This is a genomic window from Streptomyces sp. NBC_01077, from assembly GCF_045162855.1.
Lineage (GTDB): Bacteria > Actinomycetota > Actinomycetes > Streptomycetales > Streptomycetaceae > Streptomyces.
Map to the genome: position 1 here is coordinate 6,299,862 of NZ_CP108669.1, position 20,257 is coordinate 6,320,118.

At 71.2% G+C, this 20,257-nt stretch carries 19 protein-coding genes and 2 tRNA genes; 14 read left to right on the forward strand and 7 right to left on the reverse strand.

What is annotated here, in order from left to right; genetic code table 11:
- The first annotated feature begins 125 nt into the window (after positions 1-125).
- The 4 genes from OG462_RS28705 to OG462_RS28720 all read left to right on the forward strand — a co-directional run bounded on the left by OG462_RS28705 (position 126) and on the right by OG462_RS28720 (position 3,984).
- Positions 126-701, forward strand: a complete 576-nt coding sequence (locus OG462_RS28705; RefSeq protein ID WP_406061953.1) for a SprT-like domain-containing protein — start codon at positions 126-128, stop codon at positions 699-701.
- 133 nt (positions 702-834) lie between these two features.
- Positions 835-2,514, forward strand: a complete 1,680-nt coding sequence (locus OG462_RS28710) for a TerD family protein (protein WP_406061955.1) — start codon at positions 835-837, stop codon at positions 2,512-2,514.
- A 14-nt stretch (positions 2,515-2,528) separates the two neighbouring features.
- The gene (locus tag OG462_RS28715) at positions 2,529-3,209 is read left to right on the forward strand and encodes an AIM24 family protein (RefSeq protein WP_406061957.1); all 681 of its coding nucleotides are present in this window, start codon (positions 2,529-2,531) and stop codon (positions 3,207-3,209) included.
- Between the two features lie 19 nt (positions 3,210-3,228).
- Positions 3,229-3,984 (forward strand): AIM24 family protein, encoded by a 756-nt coding sequence (locus OG462_RS28720; protein WP_406061958.1) that lies wholly within the window; start codon positions 3,229-3,231, stop codon positions 3,982-3,984.
- Between the two features lie 56 nt (positions 3,985-4,040).
- Here OG462_RS28720 and OG462_RS28725 read toward each other — a convergent pair whose 3' ends face one another.
- Together OG462_RS28725 and OG462_RS28730 are read right to left on the reverse strand one after the other, a co-directional pair.
- Positions 4,041-4,565, reverse strand: a complete 525-nt coding sequence (locus OG462_RS28725) for an NUDIX hydrolase (RefSeq protein ID WP_406061960.1) — start codon at positions 4,563-4,565, stop codon at positions 4,041-4,043.
- Positions 4,562-6,010: a zinc-dependent metalloprotease gene (locus OG462_RS28730; protein WP_406061961.1), complete on the reverse strand. Its 1,449-nt coding sequence runs from the start codon at positions 6,008-6,010 to the stop codon at positions 4,562-4,564. Before OG462_RS28730 ends, OG462_RS28725 begins: the two co-directional genes overlap by 4 nt.
- Before the next feature lie 214 nt (positions 6,011-6,224).
- Here OG462_RS28730 and OG462_RS28735 point away from each other — a divergent pair, with 214 nt between their 5' ends.
- The 4 genes from OG462_RS28735 to OG462_RS28750 all read left to right on the forward strand — a co-directional run bounded on the left by OG462_RS28735 (position 6,225) and on the right by OG462_RS28750 (position 9,481).
- Complete coding sequence (locus OG462_RS28735) at positions 6,225-7,334, forward strand: SDR family oxidoreductase (RefSeq protein ID WP_015036039.1); 1,110 nt, start codon at positions 6,225-6,227, stop codon at positions 7,332-7,334.
- Between the two features lie 101 nt (positions 7,335-7,435).
- Positions 7,436-7,900: a molybdenum cofactor biosynthesis protein MoaE gene (locus tag OG462_RS28740; protein ID WP_406061963.1), complete on the forward strand. Its 465-nt coding sequence runs from the start codon at positions 7,436-7,438 to the stop codon at positions 7,898-7,900.
- Positions 7,901-8,096: 196 nt separating this feature from the next.
- Positions 8,097-8,327 carry a hypothetical protein gene (locus tag OG462_RS28745; protein WP_406066933.1) on the forward strand — a complete coding sequence of 77 codons (231 nt, stop codon included), beginning with the start codon at positions 8,097-8,099 and terminating at the stop codon, positions 8,325-8,327.
- 65 nt (positions 8,328-8,392) lie between these two features.
- Positions 8,393-9,481: a PDZ domain-containing protein gene (locus OG462_RS28750; RefSeq protein WP_406061964.1), complete on the forward strand. Its 1,089-nt coding sequence runs from the start codon at positions 8,393-8,395 to the stop codon at positions 9,479-9,481.
- A gap of 78 nt (positions 9,482-9,559) precedes the next feature.
- Here the strand turns inward: OG462_RS28750 and OG462_RS28755 are convergent, their stop codons facing one another.
- A complete protein-coding gene (locus OG462_RS28755; protein WP_406061966.1) occupies positions 9,560-10,111 on the reverse strand; it encodes a PPA1309 family protein in 552 nt (183 codons plus the stop codon).
- Between the two features lie 135 nt (positions 10,112-10,246).
- Between OG462_RS28755 and OG462_RS28760 the strand changes: the two genes are divergently transcribed.
- The 4 genes from OG462_RS28760 (at position 10,247) to OG462_RS28775 (ending at position 15,585) form a co-directional block, all read left to right on the forward strand.
- Positions 10,247-13,147, forward strand: coding sequence for a UPF0182 family protein (locus tag OG462_RS28760; RefSeq protein ID WP_406066760.1), 2,901 nt, complete (start codon positions 10,247-10,249; stop codon positions 13,145-13,147).
- 45 nt (positions 13,148-13,192) lie between these two features.
- Positions 13,193-13,266 (forward strand) — tRNA-Met (locus OG462_RS28765).
- Positions 13,267-13,470: 204 nt separating this feature from the next.
- Positions 13,471-15,438: a tetratricopeptide repeat protein gene (locus OG462_RS28770; protein ID WP_406061968.1), complete on the forward strand. Its 1,968-nt coding sequence runs from the start codon at positions 13,471-13,473 to the stop codon at positions 15,436-15,438.
- Between the two features lie 73 nt (positions 15,439-15,511).
- Positions 15,512-15,585 (forward strand) — tRNA-Met (locus OG462_RS28775).
- Between the two features lie 180 nt (positions 15,586-15,765).
- On the opposite strand, the gene OG462_RS28780 is transcribed toward OG462_RS28775, so the two are convergent.
- Entirely contained in the window at positions 15,766-16,185 is a 420-nt protein-coding gene (locus OG462_RS28780) for a Fur family transcriptional regulator (RefSeq protein ID WP_406061970.1), read from the reverse strand.
- Positions 16,186-16,312: 127 nt separating this feature from the next.
- Here OG462_RS28780 and OG462_RS28785 point away from each other — a divergent pair, with 127 nt between their 5' ends.
- Positions 16,313-17,764, forward strand: a complete 1,452-nt coding sequence (locus OG462_RS28785; RefSeq protein ID WP_406061972.1) for a catalase — start codon at positions 16,313-16,315, stop codon at positions 17,762-17,764.
- A gap of 83 nt (positions 17,765-17,847) precedes the next feature.
- Here OG462_RS28785 and OG462_RS28790 read toward each other — a convergent pair whose 3' ends face one another.
- Positions 17,848-18,234: a CBS domain-containing protein gene (locus OG462_RS28790; protein ID WP_328942657.1), complete on the reverse strand. Its 387-nt coding sequence runs from the start codon at positions 18,232-18,234 to the stop codon at positions 17,848-17,850.
- A 147-nt stretch (positions 18,235-18,381) separates the two neighbouring features.
- Positions 18,382-19,191 carry a histidinol-phosphatase gene (gene hisN, locus OG462_RS28795; RefSeq protein ID WP_406061974.1) on the reverse strand — a complete coding sequence of 270 codons (810 nt, stop codon included), beginning with the start codon at positions 19,189-19,191 and terminating at the stop codon, positions 18,382-18,384.
- A 121-nt stretch (positions 19,192-19,312) separates the two neighbouring features.
- On the opposite strand from hisN, the gene OG462_RS28800 reads away from it, so the two are divergent.
- Entirely contained in the window at positions 19,313-19,996 is a 684-nt protein-coding gene (locus OG462_RS28800) for a TetR/AcrR family transcriptional regulator (RefSeq protein ID WP_406061976.1), read from the forward strand.
- Here the strand turns inward: OG462_RS28800 and OG462_RS28805 are convergent.
- On the reverse strand, positions 19,888-20,211 hold the full coding sequence (locus tag OG462_RS28805; protein ID WP_406061978.1) for a DMT family transporter: 324 nt from the start codon (positions 20,209-20,211) through the stop codon (positions 19,888-19,890). The two genes, OG462_RS28800 and OG462_RS28805, sit on opposite strands and share 109 nt — an antisense overlap.
- Between the last annotated feature and the right edge of the window lie 46 nt (positions 20,212-20,257).

The following is a 20,257-nucleotide window of genomic DNA, read 5'->3' on the forward strand; positions in this document are numbered from 1 at the left end:
GTCGCCGAAAGTTGTCCACAGGTAAGGGGATTAGTCATTCAAATGGTGTGAGGTGTGAGCGGATCGTTGCCGAAACCACTCCGGAGGCGGGACTTCCCCCGCTGACAGCGGGTAACGTCGGGCCCGTGCCCGCCGACCCACAGCGCAGCGTGACCGACAAGCCGCACCGCGGTGCGGGGACGAGTGCGGTCGAGGTCCGCAGAAGCCCACGACGGAGCAGAACCGTCTCGGCCTACCGCGAGGGCGACCGCACCGTCGTGCTCATCCCGGCCCGGATGTCCGAGGCCGAGGAGCGCCGCTGGGTCGGCGTGATGCTGGACAAGCTCGCCGCGCAGGAGAGCCGGAGCGTCCTCGGGGACCGCGAGCTGACCGAGCGGGCGCTTCGGCTGTCCGAGCAGTACTTCGGCGGCCGGGCCCGCCCCAGCTCCGTGCGCTGGGTCACCAACCAGAACACCCGCTGGGGCTCCTGCACCCCCTCCGAGGGCAGCATCCGCCTCTCCCACCGGCTCCAGGGCATGCCCGAGTACGTCGTGGACTACGTCCTCCTGCACGAGCTGGCCCATCTGCTCGTCCCCGGGCACGGCCCCAGGTTCTGGCGGCTCCTGGAGGCGTATCCCCGCACCGAACGGGCGCGCGGCTACCTGGAGGGCGTGGTCGCCGCCGAGCGCCTGCCGCACCTCCCGGCCGCTCGCGAGGAGTGACCCCGCCGGTCCGCGCGCGTGACCGGTGTTTCCCGATTCCGTACCGAAAACGACCTGGCCTGTCTCAATGTCGCACTCAGCGGTTAGCCTGGCGCGAGCATTCGCCATTCGGGATGGGGGACGGTCGTTACGCATGGCCAGGGAATTCCAACGCGGCCACAAGGCCAAGATCAGTGATCTCACCGCAGGGACCGATCTGTACATCGGTGTGCAGATCGCGGCGCCCGGACTGAGCTTCGACATCAGCTGTTTCGGACTCGACGCGGACGAGCGGCTCTCCGACGACCGCTACTTCGTGTTCTTCAACCAGCCGAAGACGCCCGAGGAGTCCGTCCAGCTGCTCGGGGCGCAGTCCGGTGACACCGAGTCCTTCCGCGTGACTCTCGACCGCATCCCCGCGAACATCCACAAGCTGTCGTTCACCGCGACGATCGACGGCGCCGGCCAGATGTCGCAGGTCGGCCCCGGCCACCTGCGGATCGTGGCGGGCGGCGAGGAGGTCGCCCGGTACGCCTTCACCGGCGCGGAGTTCACCACCGAGCGCGCGGTGATGCTCGGCGACTTCTACCTCAAGGACGTGTGGCGGTTCGCCGCCGTCGGCCAGGGCTTCGACGGTGGCCTCGACGCGCTCCTGCGGAACTTCGGCGGCGAGGTCGCCGAGGAGGAGCCCGCCGCGCAGCAACAGGCCGCGCCCGGCTTCGCCCCGCCGCCGCAGGCGACGGCGCCCCCGGCCTTCGGTGCCCCCGCGGCCCCGGCGCCGGCCTTCGGCGCGCCTCCGGCTCCCGCGCCCGCACCGGCTCCCGCGTTCGGCGCGCCGCCGGCCCCGCCCGCGCCCGCTCCGGCGCAGCCGGTGCATACGGCGCCGACCATGGTGGCGCCGATGGCTCCGATGACGCCCGCCCAGGTCCCGCCGCCCGCGCCGGCACCCGCGCCGTACGGGCAGCCGCCGCAGCAGCCGCAGTACGGCCAGGTCCCGGGACAGCCTCCGGGCCAGTACCCCGGGCAGGTGCCGGGCCAGGCCCCCGGTCAGTACCCCGGCCAGGGTCAGCCGCCGCAGGCGCCTCCGTACGGGCAGGCCGCCCCCGCCGCGTACGGGCAGCAGCCGGCGTACGGTCAGCAGCCCGGCGTCCCCCAGGGTGTTCCGGCGACGGGAGCGGGGCTCGCCGCCGCGCTCGCGCCGTACAAGGAGACCCCGACCGGCGCCCGTTGGACCCCGCAGAACCAGCAGCTCATGCGGGTCGACCTGGCCATGGGCGGCACGCCCGTCCTCGCCCGCCAGGGCTCCATGGTCATGTACCAGGGCAAGGTCGACTTCTCCCACAAGGGCGCCGGCTTCACCGGCCGGATCGTCGGCAACGCCACGGGCCAGGAGATGCAGCTGATGCGCTGCACCGGCCGCGGTCAGCTCTTCCTCGCCGAGGAGGGTGCCCATCTGCACCCGATCGAGCTCCAGGGCGACGGCATCTGCGTCTCCGCGGAGAACGTCCTCGCGTTCGACGAGTCCCTGCAGTACGAGGTCCGGCGCATCGAGGGCCACGGCATCCCCGGCGGCGCCCTGTTCACCATGCAGTTCCAGGGCACCGGCACCGTCGTCGTGAAGACCCACGGCGTGCCCGTGGTGCTGCCCGTCACGCCGACCACCTTCGCCGACTGCAACGCCGTCGTGGCGTGGTCGTCCGCGTCCCAGGTCATCCTCTCCAGCCAGGTGCGGCTCCGCCGCAACGCCTACCCCGGCCACAGCGGAGAGACCGTGAACCTCCAGTTCCGGGGAGCCCCCGGCAACTTCATCGTCGTCCAGCCCTACGAGGTCTGAGGGAGCCCGAAGTCATGAACCAGCAATTCGCGGGCTACGCCCCGACCCCCGTCGCGGCCCGGATGGAGAACCACGGCCGCGCCATGCTCAGGGTGGCCATGGCCTCCGGCCAGGACCTCTACGCCCGGACCGGCTCGATGGTCTCCTACGAGGGCTACATCACCTATGAGCCCAACCCGCCCGCCGCCCGCCAGGTCGCCCAGCAGTGGGCCACCGGCGAGGGCGCGCCCATCATGAAGTGCTCCGGCGACGGGCTGCTCTACCTCGCCGACTACGGCGCCGACGTCGTCGTGATCAACCTCCAGAACGACTCGATCTCGGTCAACGGCACCAACCTGCTCGCCTTCGACGCGCACCTCCAGTGGGGCGTCGAGCGGGTCAAGGGGCTCGCCAAGTTCGCCGGCCAGGGCCTGTTCAACGTGCAGATCGCCGGCACCGGCTGGGTCGCGCTGACCTCGCGCGGCACGCCGATCGTCGTCGACTGCGGCCGCGGCGACGACGAGACCTACGTCGACCCCGATGCCCTCGTCGCCTGGTCGCCGTCCCTCAAGGTCAAGGGCAAGCGCAGCTTCAAGGCGTCCTCGCTCATCGGGCGGGGCAGCGGCGAGGCATTCCAGATGGCCTTCTCGGGCCAGGGCATCGTCGTCGTACAGCCGAGCGAGGACAGCACCGACCGCCTGCGGATCCGGGGCTGAGGGGGAGCGAGAACACACCATGCAGAGCCCGCTTTTCAACCACGCCGAACAGCAGAGCCAGGAGCGGTACGTCATCCAGAACCCGCAGCTCCTGCGGGTCAGCCTCACCGGGCAGGACGACATCCTGGCCCGCAAGGGCGCCATGGTCGCGTACCAGGGACTCCTCGACTTCGACGGCGAGTACAAGACCCCGAGCCAGCGTCGGGCCCAGGCCCGCACCGGCGAGGGTCTGGACCTGATGCGCTGCTCCGGCCAGGGCACGGTCTACTTCGCCAACCTCGCCCAGTACGTCCACGTCGTGGACGTCGAGCAGGAGGGCCTGACCGTCGACAGCTCCTACGTCCTGGCGCTCGACTCGACCCTCAACACCGAGGTCATCGCCGTCGACAGCCAGTACGGCGTCTCCGGCACCGGCAAGTACCAGCTCAACATCTCCGGCCGCGGCAAGGTCGCCCTGATGACCTCGGGCCAGCCACTGATGATGCAGGTCACGCCCGACAAGTACGTCAGTGTCGACGCGGACGCCATCGTCGCCTGGTCCACCGGGCTGCGCGTCCAGATGCAGGCGCAGACCCACAACTCCAACATCCGCAGCCGCCGCGGCAACACCGGCGAGGGCTGGGAACTCAGCTTCCTCGGCCAGGGCTTCGCGCTCGTCCAGCCCAGCGAGGTCATGCCCCCGCAGAACGCGGCCATCGGCCAGGGCCTCGCAGCCCAGTTCGGCGCCGGACAGCACGGCTCCCACGCCCAGAACCAGAACAACGCCTGGAACTGAGCACCGGACAGACGTGAGGGGCGGTCGGCATGCCGACCGCCCCTCACGCGCGTGCGCTACGAGAGCCGGGCCAGCGTGCTCTCCATCAGCCGGACCACCGAGGTGTCCGCCACCCCCGCCACCTCGTCGTACGCGAACCAGCGCAGGTCCAGCGACTCCTCGCTGATCCGCTCCGCCGCCCCCGCCGGGGCGAGCGCCGCGTACTGCACGTCCAGGTGCCAGTGGCAGGGCGCCGGGATCGGATGCCGGTCGAGCCGCACCGGGCCGCCCGGCAGCAGCGTCAGGCCCGGGATCCCCGACTCCTCGGTCGCCTCCCGCAGTGCCGCCGACTCCATCGTCGGATCGCCGGGCTCGCAGTGGCCGCCCATCTGCAGCCACATGCCCAGCTTCTTGTGCAGCGTCAGCAGCACATGCCCGCGTGAGGGGTCGACCACCAGCGCGCTGCCGGTCAGGTGCCCCGCCCCGCACGGCTTGTACATGCCGTCCGGGTGGGCCGCCAGGTGCTCCAGGTACAGATCACGCAGCTCGGGCTGGTCCTCGTACCCCTTCAGTACGAGGACCGCGTCGTCGTGCAGGGTCACTTCGCGTCGTCGTCCTTGCCCTCGTCGTCGCCCTTGTCCTCGGGGCGGCCCCCGGCGGCCTCGCCGAGCATCTTGTCGATCTCGGAGAAGTCCAGGTGCTCGCGGTGCACGAAGCCGTCCGGGTCGTCCAGGTCGGTCGCCGTCGGCAGCATGTCCGGGTGCTCCCAGAGACCGTCACGGCCGTCCACCCCGCGCGCGTCGGTCAGCGACGCCCACAGGCGCGCCGCGTCCCGCAGCCGCCGCGGACGCAGCTCGAGACCGATCAGCGTGGCGAAGGTCTGCTCGGCGGGACCGCCCGAGGCCCGGCGCCGGCGCAGCGTCTCGCGCAGCGCGTCCGCCGAACCGAGCCGCGACTTGGCGGCCTCGTGGACCACCGCGTCCACCCAGCCCTCGACCAGCGCGAGCGCCGTCTCCAGACGGGCCAGGGCCGCCTTCTGCTCCGGGGTGTCCTCCGGCTGGAACATGCCCTGCTGGAGCGCCTCCTGAAGCTGCTCCGGGTGCGTCGGGTCGAGCTGACCCACCGCCTCCTCCAGCTTCGAGGTGTCGACCTTGATCCCCCGCGCGTACCCCTCGACCGCACCGAAGAGATGCGCGCGCAGCCACGGCACGTGCGCGAAGAGCCGCTGGTGGGCGGCCTCGCGCAGGGCCAGGTAGAGCCGCACCTCGTCGGAGGGCACACCCAGGTCCTTGCCGAAGGCCTCGATGTTCAGCGGCAGCAGTGCGGCCCGGCCGGCCGGCCCGAGCGGCAGACCGACATCGGTCGAGCCGACGACCTCACCGGCGAGCGCGCCGACGGCCTGCCCGATCTGCTGGCCGAACATGGCGCCGCCCATGGAGCGCATCATGCCGATCAGCGGGCCCGCCATGGCCTGCATCTCCTCCGGAAGGACGTCGCCCATCGCCGCGCCGACCCGCTCGGCGACCGGGTCCACGAGCTGCTGCCACGCCGGCAGCGTCGCCTCGACCCACTCCGCGCGGCTCCACGCCACGGCCGTGCTCGCTCCCGAGGGCAGCGAGGTCACGCCGTCCAGCCACAGATCGGCCAGCCGCACGGCCTCCTCGACCGCGGACTTCTCCGCCGGGCCCACGCTGGCGTCCTTGGTGCCGTCGGCGGTGCCCTGGGCCACCACCTGGCGGGCGATCTGCTTGGCCATGTCCCAGTTCACGGGACCGCCCTCGTAGCTCAGCATCTGGCCGAGCTGCTGGAAGGCCGCACCCAGATCGTTGGGGTTCAGCGAGCCGAACATCGCCGCGAACGGATTGTCCGCGCCGCCCGGACCGCCCATGCCGGGCAGCCCGCCGAAGCCGAACGGGTTCGCCCCGAACGGGTTGCCGCCCTGGCCACCGGACCCCTGGCCACCTCCGGCGGGGTCCTTCTTCTTGCCCTCGTCGCCGTTCTCAGGCTCCTCCGGCGGAAGGCCGAATCCGAATGGGGTGTCACTCACAGGTTTCCTCGGCTCGTAGGGCCGCCGGCCTCCTGCCGACGGCGACTGCCCGACCAGGGCCTGTCCAGACAGGCCCCGCACACCACCAGCGTAGACATCCGGGCCGGAAATGGGCTCGGTGCTCCGCCGGGCCGTGCCCTGCGGCAGGATGGACGCCACCTGGTCCGTACGCGTCATGCGTGTACGTACTGAAGACAACCGCTGGAGACGCCCGGTGAGTTCCCCAGATCCACAGGTTCGCGGAGCGCGAAACCACTCAACCCGGTCCGCCGTGCGCGGCCCCGTCGTCGCGGTCACCGGTGCCGCCTCCGGCGTCGGTGACCTGCTGACCCGGCGCCTCGCCGCCTCCGACGAGATCAAGAAGGTCGTCGCCATCGACGAGCGCCGGGGCGAGGTCGCCGAGGCGCAGTGGCACATCCTCGACGTGCGCGATCCGGCCATCGCCGAGAAGCTGCGCGGCGCGGACGTCGTCGTGCACCTCGCCGTCGATCTCGACCTGGAGACCGACCCCGCCGCCCGGACGGCCTACAACGTGCGCGGCACGCAGACCGTGCTGACCGCGGCGGCGGCGGCCGGCGTCCACCGGGTGGTGCTGTGCACCTCCGCGATGGTCTACGGCGCCCTGCCCGACAACGACATCCCGCTCTCCGAGGACGCCGAGCTCAGGGCCACGGCGGAGGCCACGGGCGTCGGCGACATGCTGGAGATCGAGCGCCTCGGCCGCCGGGCCCCGCGCGCGCACCCCGGCCTCAACGTCACCGTCGTCCGCCCGGCCGTCCTCGTCGGCGGTACGGACACGGCGCTGACCCGCTACTTCGAGTCGCCCCGGCTGCTCGTCGTCGCCGGCTCCCGGCCCACCTGGCAGTTCTGCCACGTCGAGGACCTGGTGAGCGCCCTGGAGTACGCGGCCCTGGAGAAGGTCGACGGGGAGTTCGCGGTCGGCTGCGAGGGCTGGCTGGAGCAGGAGGAGGTCGAGGAGCTCTCCGGGATCCGGCGCATGGAGCTGCCCTCCGCCGTCGCCCTCGGCGCGGCGGCCCGGCTCCACCGGATCGGGCTGACCCCGTCCCCGGCGGGCGATCTCGCGTACACGATGCACCCGTGGGTGGTCAGCGTCGGACGGCTGCACGACGCCGGCTGGCGGCCGAAGTGGACGAACGAGGAGGTCCTCGCGGCGCTCCTGGAGGAGGTCGAGGGCCGCCACACGGTCGCCGGCCGCCGTCTGGGCCGCAAGGACGCCACGGCGGCGGGCGCGGCCGGTGCGACGGTGGCGCTGCTCGGTACGGCGGCGCTCGTCCGGCAGATGCGCAAGCGGCGCGGGATCTGACCGGGGAGAACGGCGGCCTGTAGGACCCTCCTAGGGAGGCCGCCGACCGCCGGTCGAAACCGCTATTCCGGGATGTCGCGCGCGTACGGCACGATGGACGCATGGCACCGACGTCCTTTGACCACCCCGGCGAGCTGGCCGCGGCCGACCCGATCAAGCTCCTCGCGATCCGGGAGACCCCGCTCTCCCTCGACGAGGTCTTCCGGGCGGTCGGGGACGACGCGTCCGGCGGCACGACGCTCTTCGTGGGCACCGTGCGCAACCACGACGGCGGCGCGGACGTCGACGGACTGGGCTACTCCTGCCATCCCACCGCGGAGGCGGAGCTGCGCCGGGTGGCGGAGAAGGTCGTCGCCGACTTCCCGATCCGCGCGCTTGCCGCCGTGCACCGCGTGGGCGACCTGCGGGTGGGCGACATCGCGGTCGTCGTGGCGGTCTCCTGTCCGCACCGCGGAGAGGCCTTCGAGGCCTGCCGCAAGCTCATCGACGACCTCAAGCACGAGGTCCCGATCTGGAAGCACCAGACCTTCTCGGACGGCACCGAGGAGTGGGTCGGCGCCTGCTGAAGCCCGCCCCCCTGGTCCGGGGGAGGGTCGGCGCCTGCCCCCCCAGGGCCCTCACCGGTGCTCGCCGCGGCCGCAAGGCGACGCGCCGACAGGGCGTAGCCGAACGCCCGATTTGCGTAACCGCCCCCCAGGCGCGAGCGTTGATCTCACAGATGACACAGTCTGCTGATCAACTCACTGGGGATGGGAGGTCGGGATGGCAGCGCTGGCCTGGTTGCTGATTCCGCTTTTCGCAGTCGTCGGCGCGGCGATATGGGGAAGCTGGGCTTCGAGGAACAAGACCATAGGTGACGTGGCCGAACTCGCCGGCTACGCACGCTTCCGGGACGCGATGGAACGCTCTCCCGTCACGACCCCGGATTCCGCTCTTCCCGGGCGCGAACCGGCCACCGCCGCGGGCGGTGTCACCACCTCGCCGTCGAGCTGAGGCCGACGCCTCGTACGGACCCGCCCCAGGGGTGCACCCACAGACGAGTCCCGTACTGTCGTTCCATGCCACGCCGCACCGCGACGATGCTCGCCTCCACCCTGGTCCTGATCTGTCTGCTCATCGCGGGCGTCCTGATCCCGGTGCCGTACGCGGAGATGAGCCCGGGCCCCACGGTCAACACCCTCGGCGAGGCCAGGGGAGAGCCCGTCCTGCACATCTCGGGACGCAAGACCTACCCGACCGACGGGCACCTCAACATGACGACGGTCCGCGTCACCAGCGCGGACTACAAGATGAACGCCGTCGAGGCCGTCTACGGCTGGCTGGCCCACGACAACGTGGTGGTGCCGCACGACACGCTCTACCCGGACGGCAAGACCGAGGAGCAGTCGAGCCAGGAGAACGCCGAGGAGTTCAGCCAGTCCCAGGAGAGCGCCAAGGTGGCCGCCCTCGAGGAGCTGAAGATCCCGGTCGTCTCCCGAGTCGTCGTCGGCACGGTGATCAAGGGCTCGCCCTCCGAGGGCAAGCTGCACGCCGGTGACGTGATCAAGGCCGTCGACGGCGTGGCGATCACCGGCCAGGCCGATGTCGCCAAGCAGGTCGTCAAGCGGAAGCCGGGCCAGGACGTCGAGTTCACGATCGTCCCCGCCAAGGAGGCGGCCGCGGCCGAGAAGGCCCGCAAGGAGCCGACCGTCACCCGGAAGGTGGTCATCACGACCACCACCTCCGAGGAGGGCGACCGGGCCGTCGTCGGCATCCAGGCCGGCACCGACCACGTCTTCCCGTTCACCATCGACATCAACCTGGCCGATGTCGGCGGCCCCAGCGCCGGTCTGATGTTCGCCCTCGGCATCGTCGACAAGCTCACCCCGGAGAGCCTCACCGGAGGCCGGTTCATCGCCGGCACCGGCACCATCGACGACGAGGGCAAGGTCGGCCCGATCGGCGGCATCGAGATGAAGCTGGTCGGCGCGCGCAACGCCGGCGCCCAGTACTTCCTCACCCCGGCCGACAACTGCGAGGCCGCCGCGTCGGACACCCCCGACGGGCTCACCCTCGTCAAGGTGGACACCATCGACGACGCGACCAAGTCCCTGGAGAAGCTCCGCGCGGGCGACACGAAGTCCCTGCCGAGCTGCTCGAAGAGCTGATCCCGCATACGTACGTGAAAGGGGCGCCCGGTCTTCGGACCGGGCGCCCCTCGCCTACTGCTCTCGTACCGCCGGAGTTCAGCTCTCGAAGGTCGCCGCCAGCGCCTCGGCGAGGCCCGGCACCAGGTCGGGGCCGGTCAGGACCTCGGTCGCCGTGTCCTTCTCGCGCAGCCGGATCGCCGCCTCGCGGGCACCGCCGCGCAGCACCGCCACGGTCATCCGTACCTCCTGGCGGTCCGCGTGGGCGGCCACCCACTTGGCGAGCTGCTTCTCGTTCAGGCCCTGCGGGACCTGGGCCTCCGCCGAGGGAGGCAGCATGAGCCGCTCCACGGTCATGGCGCAGCCGGCCACGCCCGCGGGCCAGGCGATCGTGCCGAGGAATTCGTCGAGGGGCTTCCCGCGCGGCAGCTTGTCCTGCTCGATCGGGGTGTAGGCGGTGGCATCGTCACCCAGGCCCAACTGGGAGGCGAGCGCGGGTTCCTTGGCGCGCAGCCGTGCGGTGTCGACCAGGGCGAACAGGCGGGCCGGCTGGTCCCAGCCGAGGCCCGCCGCGTACTCGTCGATCTCGAGCACCGCGCGGGTGAGGGGGCTCGCGGCCATAGCCGGGCCGGAGGGGGAAACGTTGGACATGACCAACATCCTGCCTCCTCTTCCCCGGAACACGGGAACTCGGTAAAGCCTCAGTAAGTTGCACCATTGGGCTCTACGATCGCGGGGCCTGCTTTCAGACGCATCAACATCGAGGGGCGCACGTTGGCTTTCCAGATGCCGGACCGCGGCGGTAGCCCGTCCGGGCCAAGGATGAGGGTCGGCCGGCCGTCCCGGCGGGCCCGTACCCTGCTCATGACACTCGGGGTGCTGGCTGTTCTGGCCATGGCTTTCGTGATGTTCGCCGGGTTCTGGACGGACTGGCTCTGGTACCGCTCGGTCAATTACTCGTCCGTGTTCACGACCACGCTCTGGACCAAGATCGGCCTCTTCGCCGTCTTCGGTCTGCTGATGGGGCTCGCCGTCGGCCTGAACATCTGGCTGGCGTACCGGCTGCGGCCGCCGCTCAGCGCGATGTCGCTGGAGCAGCAGAGCCTCGACCGGTACCGGATGGGCCTCGCCCCGTTCAAGAAGTGGGTGCTGCTCGCGGTCACCGCCCTGGTGGCGCTGATCGCCGGTGCCTCCGCCTCCGGCCAGTGGCGCACCTGGCTGATGTGGGTCAACGGCGTGAAGTTCGGCCAGAAGGACCCGCAGTTCGGGCTCGACGTGTCGTTCTACGCCTTCGACCTGCCCTGGTACCGCTTCCTGCTCGCCTTCGGCTTCGCCGCCGCCGTCCTGTCGCTGATCGCCGCCGCGCTCACGCACTACCTGTACGGCGGGCTGCGGATCACCAGCCCGGGCGCGCGTGCCACCGCCGCGGCCACCGGACACCTCTCGGTGCTGCTCGGCGTCTTCGTGTCCCTGAAGGCCGTGGCGTACTGGCTCGACCGCTATGGCCTGGCCGTGAAGTCCAGCGACTTCAAGGCCACCGGCAACTGGACGGGTCTGCGGTACGTCGACGCCAACGCGTACCTGCCGGCGAAGACCATCCTGTTCTGCATCGCCGCGATCTGCGCCGTGCTGTTCTTCGCGACGCTGTGGCGCCGCACCTGGCAGCTGCCGGTGATCGGCTTCGGTCTGATGGTGCTCTCCGCGATCCTGATCGGCGGCCTGTACCCGGCCATCGTGCAGAAGTTCCAGGTCCAGCCGAACGAGCAGGCCAAGGAAGCGCCGTACATCCAGAAGAACATCGACGCGACCCGCAAGGCGTACGCGATCGACGGTACGAAGCCCGAGAACTACTCGGGCAAGTCGACGGTGAAGGCCAAGGACCAGCTGCGCTCGGACGCCGACTCGGCGGCCAGCTACCGCGTCCTCGACCCGAACATCGTGTCGCCGACGTTCCAGCAGCTGGAGCAGAAGCGGAAGTACTACCAGTTCCCGACGACCCTGGACGTGGACCGGTACGCGGGCAAGGACACCGTCGTCGGGCTCCGTGAGCTCAACATCAAGGGCATCCCGAAGCGGAACTGGATCAACGACCACTTCACCTACACCCACGGCTACGGCGCGATCATGGCCGCGGGCACGCAGACGGACGCCAACGGCTCCCCGGTCTTCACCGAGGCGGGACTGCCGACCACGGGCATGCTCGGCACGTACCAGCAGCGGATCTACTACGGCGAGAAGACCGATCAGTACTCGATCGTCGGCGGCCCGCAGAAGGAGCTGGACTACGAGGAGAACGGCGAGAAGACCACCAGCTACGAGGGCAAGAGCGGGGTCAACCTCTCCAGCACCTTCAACCGCGCCGCCTACGCGGTCGCGTTCAGCGAGCCGCAGATCCTCTACTCGGGGGCCATCGGCGAGGGCTCGCGGATCCTCTACAACCGCACGCCCAAGGAGCGCGTCGAGGCCGTCGCCCCCTGGCTGACCATCGACGGCGACGCCTACCCGGCGGTCGTGAACGGCAGGATCCAGTGGATCATCGACGCCTACACGACGACCAACGGCTACCCGTACGCCTCGCGCACCACGCTCGGCGACACCACGGCCGACTCGCTGACCGTCGGCAACCAGCAGCGCGCGGTCGTCGCCCAGCAGAACCAGGTCAACTACATCCGCAACTCGGTGAAGGCCACCGTCGACGCCTACGACGGCACGGTGAACCTCTACCAGTGGGACACCCAGGACCCGGTCCTGAAGACCTGGATGAAGGCGTTCCCGGGCACGGTCAAGGCCAGGTCCGAGATCGGCGGCGACCTGATGCAGCACCTGCGGTACCCGCAGGACATGTTCAAGGTCCAGCGCGAGCTGCTGACCCGCTACCACGTCACCGACCCCGCGCAGTTCTACAGCGGCTCGGACGCCTGGCAGGTGCCGGACGACCCGACCAACAAGGACGGCAACGCGGTCCCGCCGTACTACCTGAGCATGAAGATGCCCGGGGACACGGCGCAGCGCTTCTCGCTGACGACGACGTTCACGCCGAACGGGCGGCCCAACCTGGGCGGCTTCATGGCGGTCGACGCCGACGCCACCAGCAAGGAGTACGGGCGGCTGAGACTGCTGCGGGTCACCGAGGACGTACCGGGCCCGGCACAGGTGCAGAGCAAGCTCAACGGTCTGCCCTCCGTGGCCACCTTCGTCCGGGACATGAAGGGCGCCGACTCCGACATCCAGTACGGCAACCTGCTCACCGTCCCGCTCGACGGCGGATTCCTGTACGTGGAGCCGGTGTACGCCCAGGGACGCAACGCGCTCTACCCGCTCCTGAAGAAGGTCGCGGTGTCGTACGTGGACGCGGACCAGCCGAACGGTGACACGACCAAGGACACCACGGTGTTCGAGGACAACCTCACCAAGGCGCTCAACGCGGTCTTCGGGGTGGAGGCGCCGACCACGCCGCCCACCACGCCGACGACCCCGCCGGGCACCGGCAACCCGCCGCCGGCTTCGAACGACGCCGCGCTCAAGCAGGCGATCGCCGACGCGCAGAAGGCGTACGACGAGGGCGAGGCGGCTCTGGCGAAGGGCGACTGGACCGCGTACGGCAAGGCCCAGGACGACCTCCAGGCGGCCCTCCAGCGGGCCGCGGAGGCCGGGGCCAAGCTCAAGACGACGGGATCAAGCGGCTGACCTGAGGTTTTCCACCCCGCGACCGTGGTACGGTTGGTTTACCGACGCGGGGTGGAGCAGCTCGGTAGCTCGCTGGGCTCATAACCCAGAGGTCGCAGGTTCAAATCCTGTCCCCGCTACTCAGAGGACGAGGGCCCGGATCCATAAGGATCCGGGCCCTCGTCGTGTGTCGGCGTGCATGGGGGGCCCGAAGCGCGGTAGGGAAGGGGCGAGTTGGCGTGAGTCGTGTTTGACTTGTCTCTCTGTGGGCATGTCGACAAAACGCTGAGTGACCTCACTGGCTGCGGTATACCAGGTGTGCTCGGGTTGCGGGTGGTGCGACGATGGTATTTATGGGGGACAGGGCAACTCTGTTGGAGACAGGGCGGTTTGTGCAGCGGCACGCCAGAAACGCCGCAGACGAGATCATCGAGGCAGTAGGGGCCGTCGATGCGGCCGTCGACACCACCGCCGAGACCGATGCCGACACCGAGAACGAGACCGAGGCCGAGGCCCGCCACCGTCGGGCCGCCGAGCGCGGCGACCTCGCCTCGATGAGCGCCCTCGGCGCCCTGTTGCTGCGCCGCGGTGACCTCGACGGCGCCGAGCCCTATCTGCGCGGTGCCACGGCCGAGGGCGACCGGGCCGCCGCGAACAACCTCGGAGTCCTGCTGCACCAGCGCGGATACGCCGAGGAAGCCGCCGGCTGGTGGCGGGTCGCCGCCGTCGCCGGCTCCGCGCCCGCCGCCCACGCCCTCGGCCGCTACCACCGCGAGCGCGGCGACGAGCCGGCCGCCGAGTACTGGCTGCGCCAGGCCGCCGAGCAGGGCCACGCCCTCGGCGCGTACGCCCTCGCCGACCTCCTGGAGCACCGCAGCGACGTCGGCGCCGAGCGCTGGCTGCGCGCCGCCGCCGAACAGGGCCACCGCGAGGCCGCGTACCGGCTCGCCCTCGCCCTGGAGCGCCGCGCCACCGAGACCACCCGCGGCCCGCACGACACCGGCACCCGGCTCCGGGTGCCCGGCACCGGCGAGCTCGTGCCCACCGGCACGCCCGCCACCGGCACCGCCGCGCCCGGGCGGGCCGTCGGTGAGCCCGGGGGAGAGCCGACCGAGGCCGAGCAGTGGTTCCGGCAGGCCGCCGCGCGCGGCCACCGGCGGGCCGCGCTCCACCTCGGCGCGATCCTGGAGCACCGCGGCGAGCTCAAGGAGGCAGGCCGCTGGTACCTCAGCTCCGCCAAGGAGGGAGAGGCCAAGGCCGCCTGCGCGCTCGGCTTCCTGCTCCGCGACGCCGGCGACGAGGAGAGCGCCGCCGTGTGGTGGCTGCGCGCCGCCCAGGACGGCGACGGCAACGCCGCCAACGCCCTGGGAGCCCTGCACGCGGCCCGGGGCGAGCAGCAGACCGCCGAACGCTGGTACCGGGCCGCCATGGATGCCGGCGACGTGAACGGCGCCTACAACCTCGGGCTGCTCTGCGCCGCCCAGGACCGCATCCCGCAGGCCGAGCAGTGGTACCGCCGGGCCGCCTACGCGGGCCACCGCGAGGCCGCCAACGCGCTCGCCGTGCTGCTTCTCCAGGCCGGTGACGCCAACGGCGCCGAGCCCTGGTTCTCCAAGGCCGCCGAGGCCGGCAGCGTCGACGCCGCCTTCAACCTGGGCATCCTCCACGCGGGCCGCGACGAGGACCGTACGGCCCTCGTCTGGTACGAGCGGGCCGCGGCCGCCGGGCACACCGAGGCCGCCCTCCAGGTCGGCATCGCCGCCCTCCGGGACGGCGACGAGCGGACCGCCGAGCGGCACCTGCGCTGCGCGGCCGGCGGCGGCAGCGCCGAGGCCGCCTTCCGGCTCGCCTCGGTGCTCGACGCGCGCCGCCCCGACCCGGGCCCCGCCGTCCTCGGCGCGTCCCGGGAGGAGAAGAGCGAGTGCGAGGAGTGGTACGAGCGGGCCGCGCAGCAGGGACACCGGCGCGCCCAGGTGAGGGTCGGCATGCTCGCCGCCGGGCGCGGCGACCTGGCCGAGGCCGACCGCTGGTACCGCGAGGCCGCCGAGGCCGGCAGCCGCAACGGGGCCTTCAACCTCGGGCTGCTCCTCGCCCGCGAGGGCAGCGAGCGCGAGGCCGCCCTCTGGTGGACCCGGGCCGCCCGGGCCGGCCACGGCCGCGCCGCGCTCCGGCTCGCGCTGCTCGCGGCGCGACGCGGGGAGCTGACCGAGGGGCGCCGCTGGTGCGCCCGCGCGGTGGAGCTGGGGCCCGCGGAGGTCGCCGAGCGGGCCGCCCGGCTGAGCGAGGCCCTGCACCAGGAACTGACCGCGTGATGACCGGCCCATGGGCTGCGTCTCAACGGATTTGCGCTGGTCGCGGGGCGTCCCGTAGAGTCGGGTTTACCGACGCGGGGTGGAGCAGCTCGGTAGCTCGCTGGGCTCATAACCCAGAGGTCGCAGGTTCAAATCCTGTCCCCGCTACTCAGTAGCAACGAAGGCCCGGATCCGATTTCGATCGGATCCGGGCCTTCGTCGTGCGTGCAGCCGTCTTCGTGTATCCCAGGGCACGAAGATCGCCCTTCATGAAGAAGGCCCGGCACGAAGAAGGCCTTTCATGAAGAAGGCCCCCGCCGGAGCGGGGGCCTTCTTCGTGAAGTCGTGTCAAGCGGTGGTGGCGCAGCTCGGGCAGATGCCCCGGTACGTGACCTCGACGTTCGAGATCGTGAAGCCGAAGCGCTCGGTGTCCGGCAGGTCCGCCAGCGGGTCGCCGCCCGGGTGGACGTCACGGATCGCGCCGCAGCGGCCGCAGACGAGGTGCTGGTGCGGCCGGTGCGCGTTGGGGTCGTAGCGCTTGGCGCGGCCGTCGGTCGCGACCTCGATGACCTCGCCGAGGGTGACCATCTCGCCCAGCGTGTTGTAGACGGTCGCGCGCGAGATCTCGGGGAGTCGCGCCACTGCGCGCGCGTGGACCTCGTCGGCGGTCAGGTGCACATGATCCCCGTCGAGGACCTCGGCCACGACGCGGCGCTGCGCGGTCATCCGCCAGCCGCGTCCGCGCAGTCGTTCCAACAGGTCACTCATGGGCGCCAGCTTAACAGCCGTGGGGTCGGACTCCCGAACAGGTGTGACTTTAGAAGTTCACTTGACCTAGACATTGTCTATTGTAGGATCAAGTACGGCATCGCAGGACAGGACGCAGGAGGCGCACGTGACGCAGGGACCGCTCACCACGGAGGCCGGCGCGCCGGTCGCCGACAACCAGAACAGCGAGACGGCGGGCGTCGGCGGTCCGGTCCTCGTCCAGGACCAGCTCCTCCTGGAGAAGCTCGCCCACTTCAACCGTGAGCGCATCCCGGAGCGCGTGGTCCACGCGCGCGGTGCGGGCGCCTACGGCACCTTCACGCTCACCCGTGACGTCTCGCAGTGGACGCGTGCCGGGTTCCTCTCCGAGGTCGGCAAGCAGACCGAGACCTTCCTGCGCTTCTCGACCGTCGCGGGCAACCTCGGTGCGGCCGACGCCGTGCGCGACCCGCGCGGCTGGGCGCTGAAGTTCTACACCGAGGAGGGCAACTACGACCTCGTCGGCAACAACACCCCGGTGTTCTTCATCAAGGACGCCATCAAGTTCCCCGACTTCATCCACACCCAGAAGCGCGACCCCTACTCGGGCTCGCAGGAGGCGGACAACGTCTGGGACTTCTGGGGCCTCTCCCCGGAGTCGACCCATCAGGTCACCTGGCTCTTCGGCGACCGCGGCATCCCCGCCTCGTACCGCCACATGAACGGCTACGGCTCGCACACGTTCCAGTGGAACAACGAGGCCGGCGAGGTCTTCTGGGTCAAGTACCACTTCAAGACCGACCAGGGCATCAAGAACCTCACCCAGGACGAGGCCAACCGGCTCGCCGGCGAGGACCCGGACTCGCACCAGCGTGACCTGCGCCAGGCCATCGAGCGCGGTGACTTCCCGACCTGGACCGTGCAGGTCCAGATCATGCCCGCGGCCGACGCCGCGCACTACCGCTTCAACCCGTTCGACCTCACCAAGGTGTGGCCGCACGAGGACTACCCGCCGGTCGAGATCGGCACGCTGGAGCTCAACCGCAACCCGGAGAACATCTTCGCCGAGGTCGAGCAGTCCATCTTCAGTCCGGCGCACTTCGTGCCCGGCATCGGCCCGTCCCCGGACAAGATGCTCCAGGGCCGCCTCTTCGCCTACGGCGACGCCCACCGCTACCGCGTCGGCATCAACGCCGACCACCTGCCGGTGAACCGCCCGCACGCGACCGAGGCGCGCACCCACTCCCGTGACGGCTTCCTCTACGACGGCCGCCACAAGGGCGCGAAGAACTACGAGCCGAACTCCTTCGGCGGCCCGTCCCAGACGGACCGGCCGCTGTGGCAGTCCGCGCCGGTCGCCGGTGGCACCGGCAACCACGCCGCCGCGGTCCACTCCGAGGACGACGACTTCGTGCAGGCGGGCACCCTGTACCGGCTGATGTCGGAGGGCGAGAAGGGCCGCCTGGTCGACAACCTGGCCGGCTTCATCGCCAAGGTCTCGCGCGACGACATCGCCGAGCGTGCGATCGAGAACTTCCGCCGGGCGGACGGAGACTTCGGCAAGCGGCTGGAGGCCGCGGTCCAGGCCCTGCGCGGCTGAGGGCGCTTGCCGTAGAGGGAGCGGGCCGGGTTTCCGTACGGATTCCGGCCCGCTCTCGCATGTCCGCGCGGGGAGCGGGTCGCTCAGCCCGCGACGCTGTGCAGCGGGATCCAGCAGCGGATGATGTCGCGCACCGAGACGATGCCGACGGGACCCCGGTCGTCGAGGACGACGAGATGGCGGAAACCGCCGTGCGTCATGGCCTCGGCCGCCTCCTCCAGGGTCCAGGTGGGGGCGGCGAACACGACGTCGTGGGTGGTGTGGGCGTCGGCGGTCTCGTCGTCGGGGTCCTGGTCGCGGGCCAGTGAGTTGAGGATGTCGCGCTCGGTGAGGATGCCGAGTCCGGCGTCCCCGTCCAGGACGACGGCCGCGCCGACGCGGCGCGCCGCCATCAGCCGGGCGGCCTGTCGGAGGGTGTGGGCGGGGCCGATGGTGAGGACAACGGTGCTCATGGCGTCACGGACGAGCATGGGCGGAGCCACCTCCTTGGTGAAACGTTCCCGCCTTCAACGAGAAAGAATTCACAAGTTCACAAGCGGGGGGACTCTCAGAGTGACACCGGGGGGAGGACCCGACAAGGGGGCGCGCGAGGCGACCCGGGGGAGCGTCGAGGGCGCTCAGCCCTCCGCGTTCTCCTGGTTGAGGTAGCTCAGCAGCTCGCCGTGGAGCAGACCGTTCGACGCCGCCGCGTTTCCGCTGTGCGGACCGTGCCGGCCGTCCAGGCCCGTGTACGTACCGCCGGCCTCCTGGACCACGACCGCCACCGCCGCCATGTCCCACAGCGACAGCTCCGGCTCCGCGCAGATGTCCACGGAACCCTCGGCGACCATCATGTACGGCCAGAAGTCGCCGTACGCCCGGGTCCGCCAGCATGCGCGCGTGAGGTCCAGGAACCCTTCGAGGCGGCCCTGCTCCTCCCAGCCGCTCAGCGAGGAGTAGGCGAAGGAGGCGTCGTCGAGGGAGGCGACCTTCGAGACCCCGATCCGGCTCGCCGAGGCGAGGCTGCGTCCGGTGTACGCGCCGAGGCCCTTCGCCGCCCACCAGCGCCGGCCGAGCGCCGGGGCCGACACCACGCCGACCACCGGCTGGAAGCCGGTCTCCCCGGCCTCCATCAGGGCGATCAGGGTCGCCCAGACGGGCACCCCGCGCACGTAGTTCTTGGTGCCGTCGATCGGGTCGATCACCCAGCGGCGCGGGCCCGAGCCCTCCACGCCGTACTCCTCGCCCAGGATCGCGTCGCGCGGCCTGGCCCGCTGGAGCTGCCCCCGGATCAGTTCCTCGGCAGCCTTGTCGGCCTCGCTCACCGGGGTCATGTCCGGCTTCGTCTCGACCTTGAGGTCGAGCGCCTGGAACCGGTCCATGGTGGCCGCGTCGGCGGCATCCGCGAGGACATGGGCGAGACGAAGATCATCGTGGTAATCGGCCATGGTCGGCACTCTATCGCCGCGTGATCCCCGCACGGACAACCGTCCACCGGAGCCCCTTGACAGTGACCGGACGCCTGCCGACGCTGAGCACGGAAACGATTCCCCGGTCCGGGAGGCGTCGATGCCGACTGCCCGCGAGGCCCTGCTCGACGCCGCGCTCGCCGCGCTCGAGCGCCGGTCGTGGTCCGCCGTGCGCATGGCCGACCTCGCGGTGGCCGCCCGGGTCTCCCGGCAGACCCTCTACAACGAGTTCGGCAGCAAGGAGGGGCTCGCCCGCGCCCTGGTGCGACGGGAGGCCGACGCCTATCTGCTGGGCGTCCGGCGGCTGCTCGCCGCCCCGGCCCCGCCCGAGCGGAACCTTGCCGTCGTCGCCGAGTGGATCGTCACCCGGGCCGCCTCCAGGCCCGTGCTGCGGGCCCTGCTCACCGGCTCCTGGGACGAACGGCTGCCCGCACCCAGGCCCGCCAGGCCCGGCGCGCGCCCCGCGGCCGTCCCCGCCCAGCGCCGCGCCGACGAGGGGCCGCCCGCGCCCGGCGAGCTGGTGGCGGCGACCGCGGCCTGCGCGGGAGAGCGGTGGGCGGCCGGCTGCGAACTCGTCGTCCGGCTGGCCCTCAGCCATGTCGTGGCACCCGCGATCCCGTCCCTGGGCGGGGCGCGGACGGACGGTCGGCGCGCGGAGGAGCGACCGTCGGAGGATCAGTGCGCGGAGCCGGACAACTGGAGCCCGACCACACCCACGACGACCAGGCTGATCGAGATGATCTTGAGCGTCGAGACCACGTCACCGAGGAAGATCATTCCGTAGATCGCCGTCCCGGCCGCCCCGATCCCGGTCCACACCGCGTACGCGGGACCCACGTCGAGCTTGCGCAGGGCGAGCGTGAGGAGACCGAAGCTGCCCAGGGCGAAGGCCGCGAACGCGACCGTCGGCCACAGCCGGGTGAAACCGTGCGAGAGCTTCAGACAGACGGCGAAACCCGTCTCCAGAAAGCCCGCCACCACCACCAGCAGCCACGCCATCGTCAGTGCCTCCCACGCCGTCGGTGACTGCTTCGTCGCACTTGGT

Bases quoted from the DNA above. Each gene is read 5' to 3' on its own strand.
- OG462_RS28755 (WP_406061966.1), bottom strand. From the start codon at position 10,111: ATGTCCAACGTTTCCCCCTCCGGCCCGGCTATGGCCGCGAGCCCCCTC.
- OG462_RS28740 (WP_406061963.1), top strand. From the start codon at position 7,436: ATGGCACCGACGTCCTTTGACCACCCCGGCGAGCTGGCCGCGGCCGAC.
- OG462_RS28715 (WP_406061957.1), top strand. From the start codon at position 2,529: ATGAACCAGCAATTCGCGGGCTACGCCCCGACCCCCGTCGCGGCCCGG.
- OG462_RS28745 (WP_406066933.1), top strand. From the start codon at position 8,097: ATGGCAGCGCTGGCCTGGTTGCTGATTCCGCTTTTCGCAGTCGTCGGC.
- OG462_RS28805 (WP_406061978.1), bottom strand. From the start codon at position 20,211: ATGGCGTGGCTGCTGGTGGTGGTGGCGGGCTTTCTGGAGACGGGTTTC.
- OG462_RS28790 (WP_328942657.1), bottom strand. From the start codon at position 18,234: ATGCTCGTCCGTGACGCCATGAGCACCGTTGTCCTCACCATCGGCCCC.
- OG462_RS28760 (WP_406066760.1), top strand. From the start codon at position 10,247: ATGCCGGACCGCGGCGGTAGCCCGTCCGGGCCAAGGATGAGGGTCGGC.
- OG462_RS28800 (WP_406061976.1), top strand. From the start codon at position 19,313: ATGCCGACTGCCCGCGAGGCCCTGCTCGACGCCGCGCTCGCCGCGCTC.
- OG462_RS28710 (WP_406061955.1), top strand. From the start codon at position 835: ATGGCCAGGGAATTCCAACGCGGCCACAAGGCCAAGATCAGTGATCTC.
- OG462_RS28770 (WP_406061968.1), top strand. From the start codon at position 13,471: ATGGTATTTATGGGGGACAGGGCAACTCTGTTGGAGACAGGGCGGTTT.
- OG462_RS28750 (WP_406061964.1), top strand. From the start codon at position 8,393: ATGCCACGCCGCACCGCGACGATGCTCGCCTCCACCCTGGTCCTGATC.
- hisN (WP_406061974.1), bottom strand. From the start codon at position 19,191: ATGGCCGATTACCACGATGATCTTCGTCTCGCCCATGTCCTCGCGGAT.
- OG462_RS28780 (WP_406061970.1), bottom strand. From the start codon at position 16,185: ATGAGTGACCTGTTGGAACGACTGCGCGGACGCGGCTGGCGGATGACC.
- OG462_RS28720 (WP_406061958.1), top strand. From the start codon at position 3,229: ATGCAGAGCCCGCTTTTCAACCACGCCGAACAGCAGAGCCAGGAGCGG.